The following is a 15389-nucleotide window of genomic DNA, read 5'->3' on the forward strand; positions in this document are numbered from 1 at the left end:
GACACAAAGTGGCCGGCTTGTCGATGCCGGCCGATCGGAAAACCGTCATCAATACTTGTGCTTCGGCAAACGCGCCTCGAGCGAGCTCTGCTCCTCTTCTTCGAGTTCCTCGTCGAAATCTTCTTGCAATTCCACGTACTCCTCGTCGAAGAGTTCGTAGGTTGGTGCCGCACGTTCTTCGAGTTCCTCCCGGAGGCCCTCCACGCTCTCGTACTGCGTTCGACCAGCGATGATCGCGTCCGCGATCCGGCTGGTGATCAAGCGAATAGAACGGATAGCGTCGTCGTTCGCCGGGATCACGTAGTCGACGACATCCGGATCGCAGTTCGTATCGACCATCGCAATGATCGGAATCCCCAAGCGCCGAGCCTCCGCGACCGCGATTGCCTCACGGCGCGGATCGACGACATACAGTGCGTCGGGCAGACGGGTCAGTCCGCGAAGTCCGCCCAAGGTTCGCTGGAGCTTTTGCAGTTCGCGGAGCTTTCGCATCTGCTCCTTCTTCGGCAAAAGCGGGAAGTTCGCGCTGTGGACTTCCTCCTCGAGCTGCACGAGGTAGCGCAAGCGCTGGCGGATCGTCACGAAATTCGTCAGGGTACCGCCGAGCCACCGCTCGATGACGTAATACTGCCCAGAGCGTTCCGCTTCCGTGCGCATGATCTCCTGGGCCTGCTTTTTTGTCCCGACGAAAATGAAGATACCACCACGAGCTGCGATCTCGCGAGCGAAGGTTTCTGCTTCACCAAGCAAACGAGCGGTTTGGCGCAGATCGATGATATGGATTCCGTTGCGTTCCCCGAAGATGTACGGGCGCATCTTCGGGTTCCAACGCTTCGTCTGGTGCCCGAAGTGCACCCCAGCCTCGAGAAGAGCCTTGAGAGGAAGCTGTTCCGTTTCGTGTTCGGTGACCGACACGGCTCCTACTCCCTACTTATAGCGAACCGGTGTTCGACTTCCGCACCCTTCGTCCCACGTATCGACCGCGCCGAGCACTGGCACGGCACACCGAACGTGGTCCAGGCACGTGTTGATTCCGGCACCAGGGCCGGCGCCACGAGTATACCATGCCAGCTCCGTGGGCTTACCGGGCAAGTTCCAAGTAATCGGCGACCACGTACCCGTTCTGGTCGCCGTACTTCACTGGCCACCAGACATAGCTGTCAGCCGATACCGAGTCGCCGATCACCGTGAGTTCGGTGCCCTCCGGCAGCTGCGCGACGATATCGGCGTTGGTACTCGGAGCTGCCCGCAGGTTGACTCCTGCGCCGTCGGTGTTCGTGACCACGACCGTTGCACCAGGTCCGATTGTGGTGCGCGCTGTCGGTGATGCGACCGCGGTCGGCGTCGACGCTGACGGAGGAGTGACGACGACCAGTCCGGACGGTGTTCCAGCCGGTGTGGGAGTGGGCCCGGTGATCACTTGTGAGGTGGCAGTTGGGATGACCTCTGAAGCGTTGCGGCCCAAAAGTTGGTTGAGCCAAAACCAGGCCAGGCCGAGCATCAAGATGACGCCGAGTACGGGGGCAGCGATGCGAAGATAGTCCGTCCAATAGCGGTCATCTGTCTGGTACGTGAAAGATCGTTCGCTGCCGAAAGGTGTTCCTCCGGTCGGACGACTACTGTACGGTGGAATTGTTGGTTCCTCATGCTCGGGTTGGTGGCTCGTCGGAGGCTCGTCCCGGAAGAAACTCATGGTTATCCCTCGCTCTCGTCCTGCATCCGACTGGCCACTTCTCCCGACCCCCCCTGTCGTCGCCCACTCGCGCACGACCTGGAACTCGTGCGTTGCTTCCTCGGTGGGTTCGCGTGGTGGTTGCTCGGCAGGTTCCCAGTAGTTGGTCATCCCGCGGTCGCAATCGAGGTCGTCCTCACTGACGAGATGACTCTGGTGCGGTGCATACAGGAGCGGGTGACGGCACCAACCTTTTCGCCACAGCGGCGCTGGCTCGAAATACCTGCATGTTCCGCACTTGCGCTCGATCGACATCCTCGTACCGTCTTTCCACCCGGAGGCGTCCACGTCGCCTTCGTCGCCTCAGTATAACGCAGCGTTCGCCAGTCCTTTACGACTCGAGCGATTCGGTTTCCACCATACGTCCACTCGTCGAACGGGAATCCAACGGTGAACTCGCAGTGGGAAGAAGATTCGGATCGACGGTCATCGAAAGTTCGCCTTCACAGCGGCCGCCCTCCTCGATGACGAGCAGTCGTGTTGTAATCGTTCCTGCGACGAGGCCGGTCTTCAGAACGTGGAGTTTCCCGCGGCAATCGATCGTGCCGCGCAGCGTCCCGGCCACCGTGATGCCCCCCGCTTCGACCGTCGCATCGACACGCGCTCCTTCGGCGATCTGCACCGATCCCTCACAGCGGAGCGTCCCCCGCAATTCTCCCTCGATGCGAATGTCACGACTCGAGGACAAGGTGCCATCGACCGATGTGTACCGGTCGATCAACGTCAAGCTCTCAACCATGCGAGACACCGGGCCGGTCATCGGCTCGAACATAGACGACCTCCCGTCTAACGATCGCTGGCATCGGCTGCGCCCATCTTCAGCTTGCCGGACAGTCGTGCTCCCTCATGGACCACGAGAGTCGGCGCCTGGACTTCCCCGATCACCTGCCCACTCGCGTGAATCTCGAGTCGTCCGCGTGCCTCGATTCGGCCCTGAACCGTGCCGTGCACGACGACGTTCTGTGCGGAGATTTCTGCGTCGACCGAGGCACCTTCGGCGATGGTCACATCGTGGCTGGCGCGGATCGCTCCTTTGACCTGACCGTGGATGATAAGGGAACCTTCGGTCTGGAGTGTCCCCTCCCATCGTGCATTGGCTGCGACGACGCTGAGCGCTCGGTCCATGGCTGCAAGCGATGAGCCACGGGGCACGGCCTCCGTTTGCGGATACGCCGGTGGACGCTGGTAAGTAGGCAGCACGGGTTCCTGTGCCGCTGGTGCCGGTAACTCCTCGTCGGGGGCGATCTCCTCATCTTCGAGGGACGCCTGCTCGAGGTGCTGCCGAAACTGTGAGAGCGGTCGCTCGATGGGATCGCGTGACTCGCGTCGGAACATCATCGTACTCCTTTCGTTCCCCGGTTCGGACAGTGCGGTGGCCGGTTCGGCGTTCAGTGTACACTCACAGTCGACGGGAACGGTTCGTGCTGGCCTTCCCCATGACGTGGGCAGTATAGCAGGGGTGTACGGACACTGTCAGCACCGATCAATGCCGGGAGGTCAGACCGATGCCGAGGAGCGGCATCGCGGAGTACACTGACGCCATGGAAGAGCGCAGTAACCTCCGTCGCATCGCATGGTGGTTCGGTGGAATCGTCGTCGGATTCAAGGTGTGGACGGTCCTGCTGGTCATCGTGTTTTCAGTCGATTGGCCGACGGCCTGGTATCTGATCTTCAGTCATCTTGCTTGGTTTCTCGGATTGCTGGTGCTGGGTTCGGGGCCTTTCCTCTTCTGGTATCGCCTGTTCCGGGTACGGCGCCGTCGTGAACAGTTGCTGCGAGCGGAATGGGAAATTTCCGAACCGACCGAGTACCGTCGAAGTCGTTCCTGAGGACAACGGTGCGCCCGGCAGGACTCGAACCTGCAACCTTTTGCTCCGGAGGCAAACGCTCTATCCATTGAGCTACGGGCGCTCGTTCCAGGATCCTACTATAGCACGTGAGGCCCCGTAGGGACAAGGGGAGTGGGGACTCGCCAGCAGGAGCGGTGTGGTCAGAACGGCCGTTCGGGGCGACCGCGTGTCTGCGCAGGGAGATACGATGCTACCAGCGGTGCTGGGGTGGTGCGCGTCTGCCCTCGGTTACACCGTCTCGCGCTCAGGAGTCGTATCCGAGATGTACTTGACACGGGGCCCGCAGCGTGGTACGCTGGCGTTTTGCGAAGAGGTGGCACGCGCGCATGCGGCGGCGTGACGCACAGCGAAGCGATCGATGGGGCCAGCCGAGCGGCTTGCGGCTGCTCGGGTTCTGGTTTTTCGCGCGACTGCAGCGCGTTCTCGGGCGGTTCGTTGCCGCCCGTGTCTCGTGATCTCGCTGCGTGTACCCCATCATCCCGGTAGGACATCGGCAATCCGTGGCAGCGAAGGGGAGTGAAATGGCCGTGACGACAGGGACGACCACGACGGTATCGTCCGGAATCCGTCAGGTGCGGTCGAATCTCGGTATCGGCCGGATTTCTTTCTCGCGTATTCCAACCGTGCTGGAGATGCCCAATCTCATCGAACTCCAGCTCAAGTCGTTCGAATGGTTCAAGAATGAAGGAATGCGGGAACTCCTGGAAGAGATCTCACCGATCATCGACTACAACGGGAAGCTCGAATTGCACTTCCTGCGGCACTGGTTCGAGAAGCCCCGCTACTCTCCCGACATTTGTCGGGAGCGGGACATGACGTATGCAGCCCCGCTGTACTTCCGTGTCCGGCTCGTTATCCGGGATACGGGCGAGGTCAAGGAAAGTGATATCTATATCGATGATTTCCCGATGATGACCGAGACGGGCACGTTCGTCATCAATGGTGCCGAGCGTGTGGTCGTCTCGCAACTGGTTCGCTCGCCAGGAGCGTACTTCGAGCTCGAGACCGATCCTGCCACAGGCCGGCAGCTTTGTATGGCCAAGCTCATCCCCTCGCGCGGGGCGTGGCTGGAGTTCGAGACCTCGAACCGTGACGTCCTCTCGGTGAAGATCGACCGGAAGCGGAAGCTGCCGGTTACAGTCCTGCTCCGGGCAGTGGGCTATGGCACGGACGAGCAGCTCTATGACTTGTTCGCCGATGTCGACACCGATCCGGATCACCGGTACATCGCGGCGACGATCGAACGCGACCGAACGAAAAGCCGCGAAGAAGCGCAGATGGAGATCTACAAGACGTTGCGTCCGGGCGATCCGCCATCCCGCGAAAATGCAGCGGCCCTGATCGAGCGTCTCTTCTTCAATGCGCGCACGTATGACCTTGGAAAGGTCGGTCGCTACAAGCTGAATAAGCGACTCGGCCTTTCCGTGGCGCCGGATGTCCGCATTCTCACGCCGGAAGACTTCGCTGCGGTCGTCCGCACGATGATTCTCGTCAATCGTGGCCTCGACCGACCGGATGATATCGACCACCTGGGCAACCGGCGCGTGCGGACGGTCGGTGAGCTGATCCAGATGCACTTGCGCACCGGACTGCAACGGCTCGAGCGCGGCATCCGCGAGCGGATGACGATCGTCGATATCGAAACGGTCACCCCCGCGAGTCTGATCAGCAGTACGCGACCGCTGCGCGCTGCGATCAAGGAGTTCTTTGCCGGGAGCCAGCTGTCGCAGTTCATGGATCAGACGAATCCGCTTGCGGAACTGACGCACAAGCGCCGCGTGTCGGCGCTCGGTCCGGGCGGCCTGAACCGCGAGCGGGCTGGTTTCGAGGTGCGGGACGTCCATGACTCGCACTACGGTCGGATCTGCCCGATCGAGACACCGGAAGGACCGAACATCGGACTGATTACGTCGCTCGCCACCTACGCGAAAGTCAACGAGTACGGTTTCATCACGACCCCGTACCGGCGGGTGTACCGAACGCTCGAACTCCCGACGCAAGCTGATCTCGTGGTCGGGCAAGTGATCCGGACTGATGTCGTCGATCCAGCAACTGGCGAGGTCTTGGCTCTGCGGGGGACGGCGGTCGACCCGGCATTGCGCGACCGTTTGCTCGCAGCCGGCGTGACGCGCGTGGACGTCGTGCCGTTCGTCAGCGACGAGGTGGAGTACCTCACTGCCGATCAGGAAGAGCACTACACGATCGCTCAGGCGAATACCCCGCTGGACGAAGGGATGCGCTTCGTCGCGACGCGTGTCGAAGCACGGCGAGCGGGGAAGTTTGTCATCGAGGTGCCGGAGAAGATCGACTACATGGACGTCTCGCCGAAGCAGGTGGTTTCGGTGTCGGCAGCCCTTATCCCGTTCCTCGAGCACGACGATGCCAACCGGGCACTGATGGGCGCCAACATGCAACGGCAAGCCGTACCGCTGTTGCGTCCTCGCGCGCCGATCGTCGGAACCGGTGTGGAATACCAGGCGGCACGCGATTCGGGTCAGGTCGTTGTAGCGCAGAAGGGTGGCATCGTCAAGTCCGTCACAGCCCGCCGCATCGTCGTGCTGGAAGACGACGGGAACGAGCGCGTCTACGAGCTCCGGAAGTTCGTGCGCTCCAACCAGGATACGTGCATCAACCAGCGCCCGATTGTTCAGAAGGGACAGCGTGTCGAGGCGGGCGACGTGATCGCCGACGGCTCGAGCACCGAGAACGGTGAACTCGCGCTGGGCCAGAACGTACTGGTGGCGTTCATGTCCTGGGAGGGCGGCAATTTCGAGGACGCGATCCTCATCAGCGAGCGCCTCGTGCGCGACGACGTGTACACGTCGATCCATATCGAGAAGTACGAGTGCGAGGCGCGCGACACCAAGCTCGGGCCGGAAGAGATCACTCGCGACATTCCGAACGTCGGCGAGGATAGCTTGCGCAATCTGGACGCCGACGGCATCATCCGCATCGGCGCTGAAGTCCGTCCGAATGACATCCTGGTTGGGAAGGTCACGCCGCGTGGCGAAACCGAACTCTCGGCTGAGGAGCGTTTGCTGCGCGCGATTTTCGGTGAGCGAGCGCGCGACGTGAAGGATACGAGTCTGCGCGTTCCGCACGGAGTGCATGGCATCGTCATCGACGTTAAGCGGTTCCGCCGCGACGACGAGAACGGTGTGGAGCTTCCGGCGGGCGTCAACGAGATGGTGCGCGTGCTGATCGCGCAGAAGCGGAAGATTTCCGAGGGTGACAAGATGGCGGGTCGGCACGGAAATAAGGGAGTCGTCTCCCGTATCGTGCCGATCGAGGACATGCCGTACCTGCCGGACGGCACGCCGGTGGACATCATTCTGAACCCGATCGGCGTTCCGTCGCGGATGAATCTGGGGCAGATCCTGGAGACACACCTCGGCTGGGCAGCGCACACGCTCGGGATCAAGGTGGCGAGCCCGGTGTTCGACGGGGCGAAGGAAGAGGACATCCGCGAACTGCTCCGCAAAGCTGGTCTACCGGAGGACGGAAAGGTCGAACTGTACGATGGTCGGACGGGCGAAAAGTTCGATCGACCAGTGACGGTCGGCATCATCTACATGATGAAACTGGTGCACCTGGTCGAGGACAAGATCCATGCTCGCTCGACCGGCCCGTACTCGCTCGTGACGCAGCAACCACTCGGCGGGAAGGCGCAGTTCGGTGGTCAGCGCTTCGGCGAGATGGAGGTGTGGGCATTGGAGGCATATGGCGCTGCCCATACGCTGCAGGAGATGCTCACTGTCAAGTCGGATGACGTCGTCGGACGCGTCAAGACGTACGAGGCGATCGTCAAAGGCGAGCCGATCGTCGAGGCAGGCGTTCCGGAGTCGTTCAAGGTGCTCGTCAAGGAACTCCGGAGTCTCGGCCTTTCGGTCGAGGTACTCAACGAGGACGAGGAACCGATCGAGTTCGGCGAGGACCACGGTCGAGAGCGCGAGATTCTCTCGCACCTCGATCGTATCAATCTGAGCGGCTTCGAACGCACGGAAGAGTGACGAGCAGGAGTGAGAACGCATGAGCACCGTCGCACGACAGCGGGACACGCGGAAAACCGTCGACGTCAACCACTTCGAGGCGATCCGGATCGGCCTGGCCTCACCGGAGGCGATCCGAAGCTGGTCGTACGGTGAGGTAACCAAGCCAGAAACGATCAATTACCGGACGCTCAAGCCAGAGCACGGCGGCCTGTTCTGTGAGCGGATCTTCGGCCCGACTAAGGATTTCGAGTGCTACTGCGGCAAGTACAAGCGGCAGCGCTACGCCGGAACGATCTGCGACAAATGCGGCGTCGAGGTCACGCGTTCGAAAGTCCGCCGCGAGCGGATGGGGCATATCGAGCTGGCGGCGCCGGTTGCCCATATCTGGTACGTGAAGGGAACGCCGAGCCGACTCGGCCTCTTACTCGATATCACGCCACGGAATCTGGAACGCGTGCTCTACTTCGCCTCCTATCTGGTCACACGTGTGGACGAGGCGAAGCGCCAGGAGCTCATCGAGCACATCCGGCAGGAACTCGAAGCGGAGCTCGAGGAACTCGATCGCCAGCTCGAGGCGAAGCGTCGCGAGTTAGAAGAGGCGCAGTCGGCCGAGCTGACGGTGCTCCGTGAGCGACGCGTCGGGCTCGAGCGCCAGGCGCGCGAGCGTGCCATGGCCGAAGTCGAGCGGGTTCGCCGGCAGGCGGCCGAGGTCCGCGAGCGCTTGCAGCAGTTGCTGGGGGCAGTAGCGGAGAACGATATCGAGTTCGCGGGACGCCTGATTGTCGCACAGGGTGAACGAATTGCGGAGCGCCATCTCCTCCTGCTGGATGAAGTGGAGCAGGAGGCGGTCAGCGAGGCCGAACGCCTCGGTCGCAGCACGGTGAGCGGAGAACAGGCGCTCGTGGAGGCTGAGCAGGAGTTGCTCGCCGCGCGCCTTACCGACCAGCTTGCGTCTTTCCAATCAGAGATCGAGCGCCAAAAGCAGGATCTCCGTGCGGAAGCCGACGAACTGATTCGCCAGGTTCAGGAGATCCGCGAGCTTCAGGTCCTCACCGAACAGCAGTACCGCGATCTCCTGGAGATCGCGCCCGGTGTGTTCGAAGCGAAGATGGGTGCCGAAGCAGCATACGAGGTCGTCTCGCGAATGGACCTCGACCAGCTCTCGGCTCAGCTCCGGGCCGAACTCGCCCAGTCGAGTGGTCAACGGCAGAAGCGGATCGCCAAGCGTTTGCGCTTGGTAGAAGCGCTGCGGAAGAGCGGAAACCGTCCGGAGTGGATGCTCCTGACGGTGTTGCCCGTCATACCGCCGGATCTGCGACCGATGGTCCAGCTCGACGGGGGGCGTTTCGCGACATCCGATCTCAACGATCTCTATCGCCGCGTCATCAATCGGAACAACCGGCTCAAGCGGCTCATCGAGCTCGGTGCGCCGGACATCATCATCCGCAACGAAAAGCGGATGCTGCAGGAGGCAGTCGACGCCTTGATCGACAACGGCCGGCGTGGACGTGTGGTCTCCGGCACCAGCAAGCACAAGCTGAAGAGCTTGTCCGACATGCTCAAGGGGAAGCAGGGGCGCTTCCGCCAGAACCTGTTGGGCAAGCGGGTGGACTACTCCGGCCGTTCGGTGATCGTGGTCGGTCCGGATCTCAAGCTCCACCAATGCGGTTTACCGAAGCGGATGGCGCTCGAACTCTTCAAGCCGTTCGTGATGCAGCGACTCGTGGTCCATGGGCACGCCCACAACATCAAGGCCGCCAAGCGCCTGGTCGAGCGTATGGACCCGCGGGTGTGGGACGTGCTCGAAGAGGTAACACAGAACTATCTCGTGCTCTTGAACCGTGCGCCGACGCTGCACCGACTGGGTATCCAGGCATTCGAGGTCAAGCTGATCGAGGGGTCGGCGATCCAGCTGCACCCGCTCGTGTGTGCAGCCTTCAACGCCGACTTCGACGGCGACCAGATGGCCGTGCACGTGCCGCTTTCGGCGGAAGCACAGCGCGAGGCGCGTGAGCGCATGCTGTCGACGCGGAACCTGCTCGACCCGTCCGACGGCGAGCCGGTCATCGCACCGACGCTCGATATCGTGCTCGGCTGCTATGTCATGACCTTGCCGGACCCGAGTGCCCGCGGCGCTGGAAAGACATTTGCCAGCCGCGATGAGGTCGTGCTCGCCTATCAGAGCGGGATGGTCGACCTGCAAGCACCGATTCGAGTCCGGATGGAGGTCGACGGCAGTGGTCCGCAGCTCGTCGAAACGACAGTGGGGCGGGTTCTCTTCAATGAGATCCTGCCGAAGGAGCTAGGCTTCTGGAACGAACTGATGGACCGGAAGGCGCTCCGACGCCTGATCGCTGAAAGTTACCAGAAGCTCGGTCCAGACGAGACCGCGCGGCTGGCCGACCGGATCAAGGATCTCGGCTTCTACTATGCGACGAAGAGCGGCATCACGATCGGCGTGACCGACGTGCACATTCCGCCGGAGAAGAAAGAGATCATCGCCCGCGCTGACGAACGGGTTGCCGAGGTCGAGCGGCAGTACCGCCGCGGTCTCATCACCGATGCCGAGCGGTACCGAGAGATCGTGGCGATCTGGAACGAGGCACGCGACGAGCTGGCGCAAGTCGTCGAGCGGAGCTTGGGCGAGCAGAACAGCCTGTACATGATGAGCAAGTCCGGAGCCAAGGGTAACATCAACCAGATCAACCAGATGGCCGGAATGCGCGGCCTGATGCTCGACCCGAAGGGGCAAATCATCGAGCTTCCGATCCGCTCGAACTTCCGCGAAGGACTCTCCGTCCTGGAATACTTCATCTCGACGCACGGTGCGCGGAAAGGACTTGCCGACACCGCGTTGCGCACGGCTGACTCGGGATACCTGACCCGGCGTTTGGTCGACGTTGCCCAGGACGTCATCGTCACGATCGACGACTGCGGCACAGAAGACGGCATGTGGGTGCGACTCGAGGACGTGCCGGATCGCGAAACGTACGCCGACCGCATTCTCGGGCGAGTCGCGGCACGGGATCTCATCGATCCGGCAACCGGCGAGGTGTTCGTCCGGCGGAACGAGGAGATCACGGAACCGATCGTCGCGCAGGTTCTGGCTTCACTCGAGCGGGCGGAACCAACGCACCGGATCACTTCGGTCATGATCCGGACTCCGCTGTATTGTGCGGCTGATTACGGTGTGTGCCGCCTCTGCTATGGCCGGAACCTGGCGACCCGGCAGATCGTGGAACTGGGTGAAGCGGTCGGGATCATCGCTGCCCAGAGTATCGGCGAGCCGGGTACGCAGCTCACGATGCGGACGTTCCATACCGGTGGTGTGGCAGGAGAGGACATCACGACCGGTCTGCCGCGGGTCGAGGAGCTGTTCGAAGCACGGGAGCCGAAAGGCAAAGCGATCCTCGCGAAGATCGACGGTATCGTCCAGGTTATCGAGGACGAGTTCGGCCGAAAGGTCGTCGTCCACGACGATCGGATCGAAACGGAAGCCTACCGAGTGCCTGCTGGGTATGCGGTCCTGGTCGGAACGGGCGACCAGGTGGTTGCGGGTCAGGTGCTCGCCCGCCCGGCCGAGGGCGAAGGTGAGCCGATCGTCGCGACGATGGACGGCGAGGTCTTCGTGGATGGGGATGAACTGATCGTTCGGCGCGAGGAGCAGCGTCGGGAGGAGTATCCGCTCCCGGCAGCAGCGCACCTCCTGGTGAGCGACGGCGATCGGGTGAAGGCGGGGCAGCCGCTCACCGATGGGAACGCCAGTCCGGAGGAGCTGCTCTCGACGCTCGGACGCGATGTGGTGCAGCGGTACATCCTGGACGAAGTCCAGAAGGTGTACAAGTCGCAGGGTGTGGTCACGAACGACCGCCATATCGAGATCATCATCCGCCAGATGCTGCGGAAAGTTGCGGTCACCGATCCTGGTGACACCGATTTGCTGGTCGGCGAAATGTTGGATCGGGCGCAACTCATGCGGATCAATGAGGAGGTGATCGCGCAGGGTGGCGTGCCGGCGACAGCGCAGCAAGTGTTGTTGGGTATCACCAAAGCATCGCTGGCGACCGAGAGCTGGCTGTCAGCGGCGTCGTTCCAGGAGACGACGCGGGTGCTGACGGAGGCAGCGATCCAGGGGAAGGTCGACTACCTGCGCGGACTGAAGGAGAATGTGATCATCGGTAAGCTGATTCCGGCCGGTTCAGGTTTCTGGGAGCGGAAGCGACGGCGGGAGGCAGCGCTGAGTGCGCTGGATGAGGTGACGCTCGCCGGGTTGGCAGCAGTGGGCCTCGGCCCGAGTGGAGAACCCCTGGCTGAGCTCGGTCGGGGCGACGTGCCGAGCGGGGAGCAGCATGATGGCGAGCACGCGGAGGCGTCGCGCACCAGCGAGCAGGCATGAGCGACGAGGGAATGGCCTCCCGAGAGGTAGTCGCTTCCTGACGATGCCGACGTTGGTTGACTTTACGGGCAGAGTCCTGTACACTACACCTTCGTGACCCGGGTTCGGGTCACGAAGGTGTGTTATTGTTCAGTGTCCTGGTCGAGCTCGTAGCGGACGGTTGTGGGAGAGTGAGGCTCGACGGTGCCGACAATCAATCAGCTGGTGCGCAAGGGGCGGCAACAGCGGCGCAAGAAGTCGAAGGCGCCGGCGCTCCAGTTCATTTATAGTCGAGTAGGCCGGAACGCGGGCAAGCTTCGGCAGGTTCCCAAGGGGAATCCGCAGAAGCGCGGAGTTTGTATCGCGGTGCGCACGATGACGCCGAAGAAGCCCAACTCGGCGCTGCGGAAGATCGCCCGTGTCCGGCTGACGAACGGCATCGAAGTAACCGCCTATATCCCGGGTGAGGGACACAACCTCCAAGAGCACTCGGTGGTGCTCGTCCGGGGTGGGCGCGTGAAGGACTTGCCTGGCGTGCGCTATCACATCGTGCGCGGCGCGCTGGATGCGAAGGGTGTCGAGAATCGCCGTCAAGGGCGCTCCAAGTACGGGACGAAGAAGCCGAAGGAGTAGTCTCGCGCACGAGTCGGCGCCCGTCAGGTTGACGAGTTGTTGGCAGACGAAGTGCGGCATTGGGAATTCGCTCCAGGGTTGCCGCCTTCGTCTGTCTCGTGCCGAGAAGGACATCGATGAAGGGGGCGGCGAGAGATGCCGAGGCGACCGAAGTACGAGCGACGAACGATCCCGCCGGATCCGAAATACGGGAGTGAACTCGTCCAGCGCTTCATCAATAAGGTGATGCGCAACGGGAAGAAGTCGCTAGCCGAGCGGATCGTGTACAGGGCGTTCGATATCGTTGCTGAACGCACTGGGCAGCATCCGCTGGAGGTGTTCCAGCGAGCGATCCACAATGCCTCGCCGCTCTTAGAAGTCAAGCCACGACGAGTCGGCGGTGCGACCTACCAGGTTCCCGTCCAGGTCGAGCCACACCGGCGTGTCTCGCTGGCGATGCGCTGGCTCATTCAGTCGGCGCGTAATCGCAGTGGATACAACTTCGTCGACAAGTTAGCGGCAGAGATCATCGACGCTGCCAACAATACCGGTGCGACCATCAAGAAGCGTGACGACACGCACCGGATGGCCGAAGCGAACCGGGCGTTCGCGCACTACCGCTGGTAACCAAGTCGAGAACGGACGACAGGGGTCGAGATCTATGAGTACCGTGCAACCACAGATGACCGAACAACGAAAGCTCTTGTTGCAGCGGACGCGCAACATCGGGATCATCGCCCATATCGACGCGGGCAAGACGACGACGACGGAACGCATTCTCTTCTACACAGGGAAGGTCCATCGCCTCGGTGAGGTGCACGAAGGTACCGCGACGATGGATTGGATGATCCAGGAGCGGGAGCGTGGCATCACGATCACTGCTGCGGCCACAACCTGCTTCTGGCGCGATCACCGTATCAACATCATCGACACGCCGGGTCACGTTGACTTTACGGTGGAAGTGGAGCGTTCGCTCCGGGTGCTGGACGGTGGTGTTGTCGTCTTCGACGGGGTGCACGGTGTCGAGCCGCAGTCGGAGACGGTGTGGCGGCAGGCAGACAAGTACCGTGTGCCTCGTATCTGCTTCATCAACAAGCTCGACCGAGTAGGGGCGAATTTCGTACGTGCTATCGACATGATCCGCGATCGGCTCCGGGCGAACCCGGTGGCGATCCAATGGCCGATCGGTCTGGAGGCGGAGTTCCGCGGCATCATCGACCTCATCGAATTCCGCGCTCGTATCTATCACGACGATCTCGGCCAGCACATCGAGGATATGGACGTGCCGGCTGATTACGTGGAGGTCGCACAGGAGTGGCGGCACAGGTTGATCGAACAAATCGTCGAGACTGACGAAGAGTTGATGATGCGCTACCTCGAAGGTGAGGTGATCGCTCCGGAGGAGTTGCGCCGGGCGCTCCGTGCTGCGACCATCCGGGGTCAGCTGGTGCCGGTACTCTGTGGTTCAGCCTTGAAGAACAAGGGTGTCCAGTTCCTGCTCGATGCGATCGTCGATTACCTGCCGTCACCGCTCGACATTCCGCCCGTCAAGGGGACACATCCCGTCACTGGTGAGGAGTTCACGCGCGAAGCGGACGACGAGGCGCCGTTCGCTGCACTGGCTTTCAAGATCCAGTCGGATCCGCATGTCGGTCGGTTGACGTATGTGCGTGTGTACTCTGGCCGGTTGCACAGTAGTTCTTATGTTTACAACTCCACGAAGGGCGAGCGCGAGCGGATCTCGCGACTCCTGCGGATGCACGCGAATCACCGGGAAGAGGTGGAGTGGATCGGTGCCGGTGATATCTGTGCTGTCATCGGTCTGAAGAAGACGTTCACCGGTGATACGCTGTGCGATCCGGACAATCCGATCCTGCTCGAGCCGATCCAGTTCCCCGAGCCGGTCATCTCGGTGGCGGTCGAGCCGAAGACCCGGGCGGATCAAGACAAGCTCTCACTCGCTTTGCAGCGGCTAGCCGAAGAAGATCCGACTTTTCAGGTACGCATCGATCCGGAGAGCGGCCAGACGATCATCTCGGGTATGGGTGAGCTCCACCTCGAGGTGATCGTCGACCGTATGCAGCGCGAGTTCAAGGTGGCTGCGAATATCGGTCGGCAGCAGGTCGCCTACAAGGAGACCATCACGCGCCCGGTGCGGGTCGAGGGACGCTTCGTGCGCCAGACCGGTGGTCGAGGCCAGTATGGCCATGTGTGGCTGGATCTCGAGCCACTGCCGCGCGGTAGCGGCTTCGTGTTCGAAGATCGCATCGTCGGTGGTGTGATCCCGAAGGAGTACATCCCGGCGGTCGAGGCCGGTATCCGCGAGGCGATGCAGAGCGGCGGCGTCTTCGGTTATCCGGTCGTCGACATCAAGGCGATCCTGTTCGACGGGTCCTATCACGAAGTCGACTCCTCGGAGATGGCCTTCAAAATTGCCGCGTCGATGGCACTTAAAGAGGGTGTGCGACGCGGTAATCCGGTGATCCTGGAGCCGATCATGCGGGTGGAGGTGGTCGTGCCTGAAGAGTTCACCGGTGACGTCATCGGCGACCTCAATGCCCGCCGAGGTCGGATCGAGGGCATGGAAGTTCGGGCCGGTGCTCAAGTCATTCGCGCCATGGTGCCTCTTGCAACGATGTTCGGGTACGCGACCGATCTGCGTTCGATGACGCAGGGGCGCGGGACCTACACCATGGAGTTCGACCACTACGCACCGGTGCCGGAGAGCATCGCCCAGGAACTCGTGGCCAAGGCAGGCAAGGCGGGATGAATGCGTTGGACGCGCAGGACCGGTTTGATCGAGAAGCGGGACAGAAAGGGGTTCAGCG

General features: G+C 62.0%; 11 protein-coding genes and 1 tRNA gene. 7 read left to right on the forward strand and 5 right to left on the reverse strand.

Features of this window, described 5'->3' with window-relative positions; all coding sequences use genetic code 11:
- Positions 1–48: 48 nt before the first annotated feature.
- The 4 genes from rpsB to OO015_RS09500 all read right to left on the reverse strand — a co-directional run bounded on the left by rpsB (position 49) and on the right by OO015_RS09500 (position 3070).
- The gene (gene rpsB / locus OO015_RS09485; protein WP_265940986.1) at positions 49–915 is read right to left on the reverse strand and encodes a 30S ribosomal protein S2; all 867 of its coding nucleotides are present in this window, start codon (positions 913–915) and stop codon (positions 49–51) included.
- Positions 916–1081: 166 nt separating this feature from the next.
- A complete protein-coding gene (locus OO015_RS09490; protein ID WP_265940987.1) occupies positions 1082–1987 on the reverse strand; it encodes an SH3 domain-containing protein in 906 nt (301 codons plus the stop codon).
- A gap of 76 nt (positions 1988–2063) precedes the next feature.
- The gene (locus OO015_RS09495) at positions 2064–2471 is read right to left on the reverse strand and encodes a bactofilin family protein (protein ID WP_265940988.1); all 408 of its coding nucleotides are present in this window, start codon (positions 2469–2471) and stop codon (positions 2064–2066) included.
- A gap of 47 nt (positions 2472–2518) precedes the next feature.
- Positions 2519–3070 carry a bactofilin family protein gene (locus OO015_RS09500; protein ID WP_265940989.1) on the reverse strand — a complete coding sequence of 184 codons (552 nt, stop codon included), beginning with the start codon at positions 3068–3070 and terminating at the stop codon, positions 2519–2521.
- Between the two features lie 167 nt (positions 3071–3237).
- Here OO015_RS09500 and OO015_RS09505 point away from each other — a divergent pair, with 167 nt between their 5' ends.
- Complete coding sequence (locus tag OO015_RS09505; protein ID WP_265940990.1) at positions 3238–3561, forward strand: hypothetical protein; 324 nt, start codon at positions 3238–3240, stop codon at positions 3559–3561.
- A 9-nt stretch (positions 3562–3570) separates the two neighbouring features.
- Here the strand turns inward: OO015_RS09505 and OO015_RS09510 are convergent.
- Positions 3571–3643, reverse strand: a tRNA-Arg gene (locus tag OO015_RS09510).
- 265 nt (positions 3644–3908) lie between these two features.
- Here OO015_RS09510 and OO015_RS09515 point away from each other — a divergent pair.
- The 6 genes from OO015_RS09515 (at position 3909) to fusA (ending at position 15331) form a co-directional block, all read left to right on the forward strand.
- Positions 3909–4037 carry a hypothetical protein gene (locus OO015_RS09515; RefSeq protein WP_265940991.1) on the forward strand — a complete coding sequence of 43 codons (129 nt, stop codon included), beginning with the start codon at positions 3909–3911 and terminating at the stop codon, positions 4035–4037.
- Between the two features lie 66 nt (positions 4038–4103).
- A complete protein-coding gene (locus tag OO015_RS09520) occupies positions 4104–7592 on the forward strand; it encodes a DNA-directed RNA polymerase subunit beta (RefSeq protein ID WP_265940992.1) in 3489 nt (1162 codons plus the stop codon).
- Between the two features lie 19 nt (positions 7593–7611).
- Positions 7612–11970 (forward strand): DNA-directed RNA polymerase subunit beta', encoded by a 4359-nt coding sequence (gene rpoC / locus OO015_RS09525; protein WP_265940993.1) that lies wholly within the window; start codon positions 7612–7614, stop codon positions 11968–11970.
- Positions 11971–12153: 183 nt separating this feature from the next.
- Entirely contained in the window at positions 12154–12582 is a 429-nt protein-coding gene (rpsL, locus tag OO015_RS09530; protein ID WP_265940994.1) for a 30S ribosomal protein S12, read from the forward strand.
- 135 nt (positions 12583–12717) lie between these two features.
- Positions 12718–13188 carry a 30S ribosomal protein S7 gene (gene rpsG / locus OO015_RS09535; RefSeq protein WP_265940995.1) on the forward strand — a complete coding sequence of 157 codons (471 nt, stop codon included), beginning with the start codon at positions 12718–12720 and terminating at the stop codon, positions 13186–13188.
- A gap of 34 nt (positions 13189–13222) precedes the next feature.
- The gene (gene fusA, locus OO015_RS09540; RefSeq protein ID WP_323053852.1) at positions 13223–15331 is read left to right on the forward strand and encodes an elongation factor G; all 2109 of its coding nucleotides are present in this window, start codon (positions 13223–13225) and stop codon (positions 15329–15331) included.
- Positions 15332–15389: the final 58 nt, after the last annotated feature.

The organism is Thermomicrobium sp. 4228-Ro (genome assembly GCF_026241205.1).
Lineage (GTDB): Bacteria > Chloroflexota > Chloroflexia > Thermomicrobiales > Thermomicrobiaceae > Thermomicrobium.

Bases quoted from the DNA above. Each gene is read 5' to 3' on its own strand.
- OO015_RS09520 (WP_265940992.1), top strand. From the start codon at position 4,104: ATGGCCGTGACGACAGGGACGACCACGACGGTATCGTCCGGAATCCGT.
- OO015_RS09505 (WP_265940990.1), top strand. From the start codon at position 3,238: ATGCCGAGGAGCGGCATCGCGGAGTACACTGACGCCATGGAAGAGCGC.
- OO015_RS09495 (WP_265940988.1), bottom strand. From the start codon at position 2,471: ATGGTTGAGAGCTTGACGTTGATCGACCGGTACACATCGGTCGATGGC.
- OO015_RS09515 (WP_265940991.1), top strand. From the start codon at position 3,909: ATGCGGCGGCGTGACGCACAGCGAAGCGATCGATGGGGCCAGCCGAGC.
- rpoC (WP_265940993.1), top strand. From the start codon at position 7,612: ATGAGCACCGTCGCACGACAGCGGGACACGCGGAAAACCGTCGACGTC.
- fusA (WP_323053852.1), top strand. From the start codon at position 13,223: ATGAGTACCGTGCAACCACAGATGACCGAACAACGAAAGCTCTTGTTG.
- rpsG (WP_265940995.1), top strand. From the start codon at position 12,718: ATGCCGAGGCGACCGAAGTACGAGCGACGAACGATCCCGCCGGATCCG.
- OO015_RS09490 (WP_265940987.1), bottom strand. From the start codon at position 1,987: ATGTCGATCGAGCGCAAGTGCGGAACATGCAGGTATTTCGAGCCAGCG.
- OO015_RS09500 (WP_265940989.1), bottom strand. From the start codon at position 3,070: ATGATGTTCCGACGCGAGTCACGCGATCCCATCGAGCGACCGCTCTCA.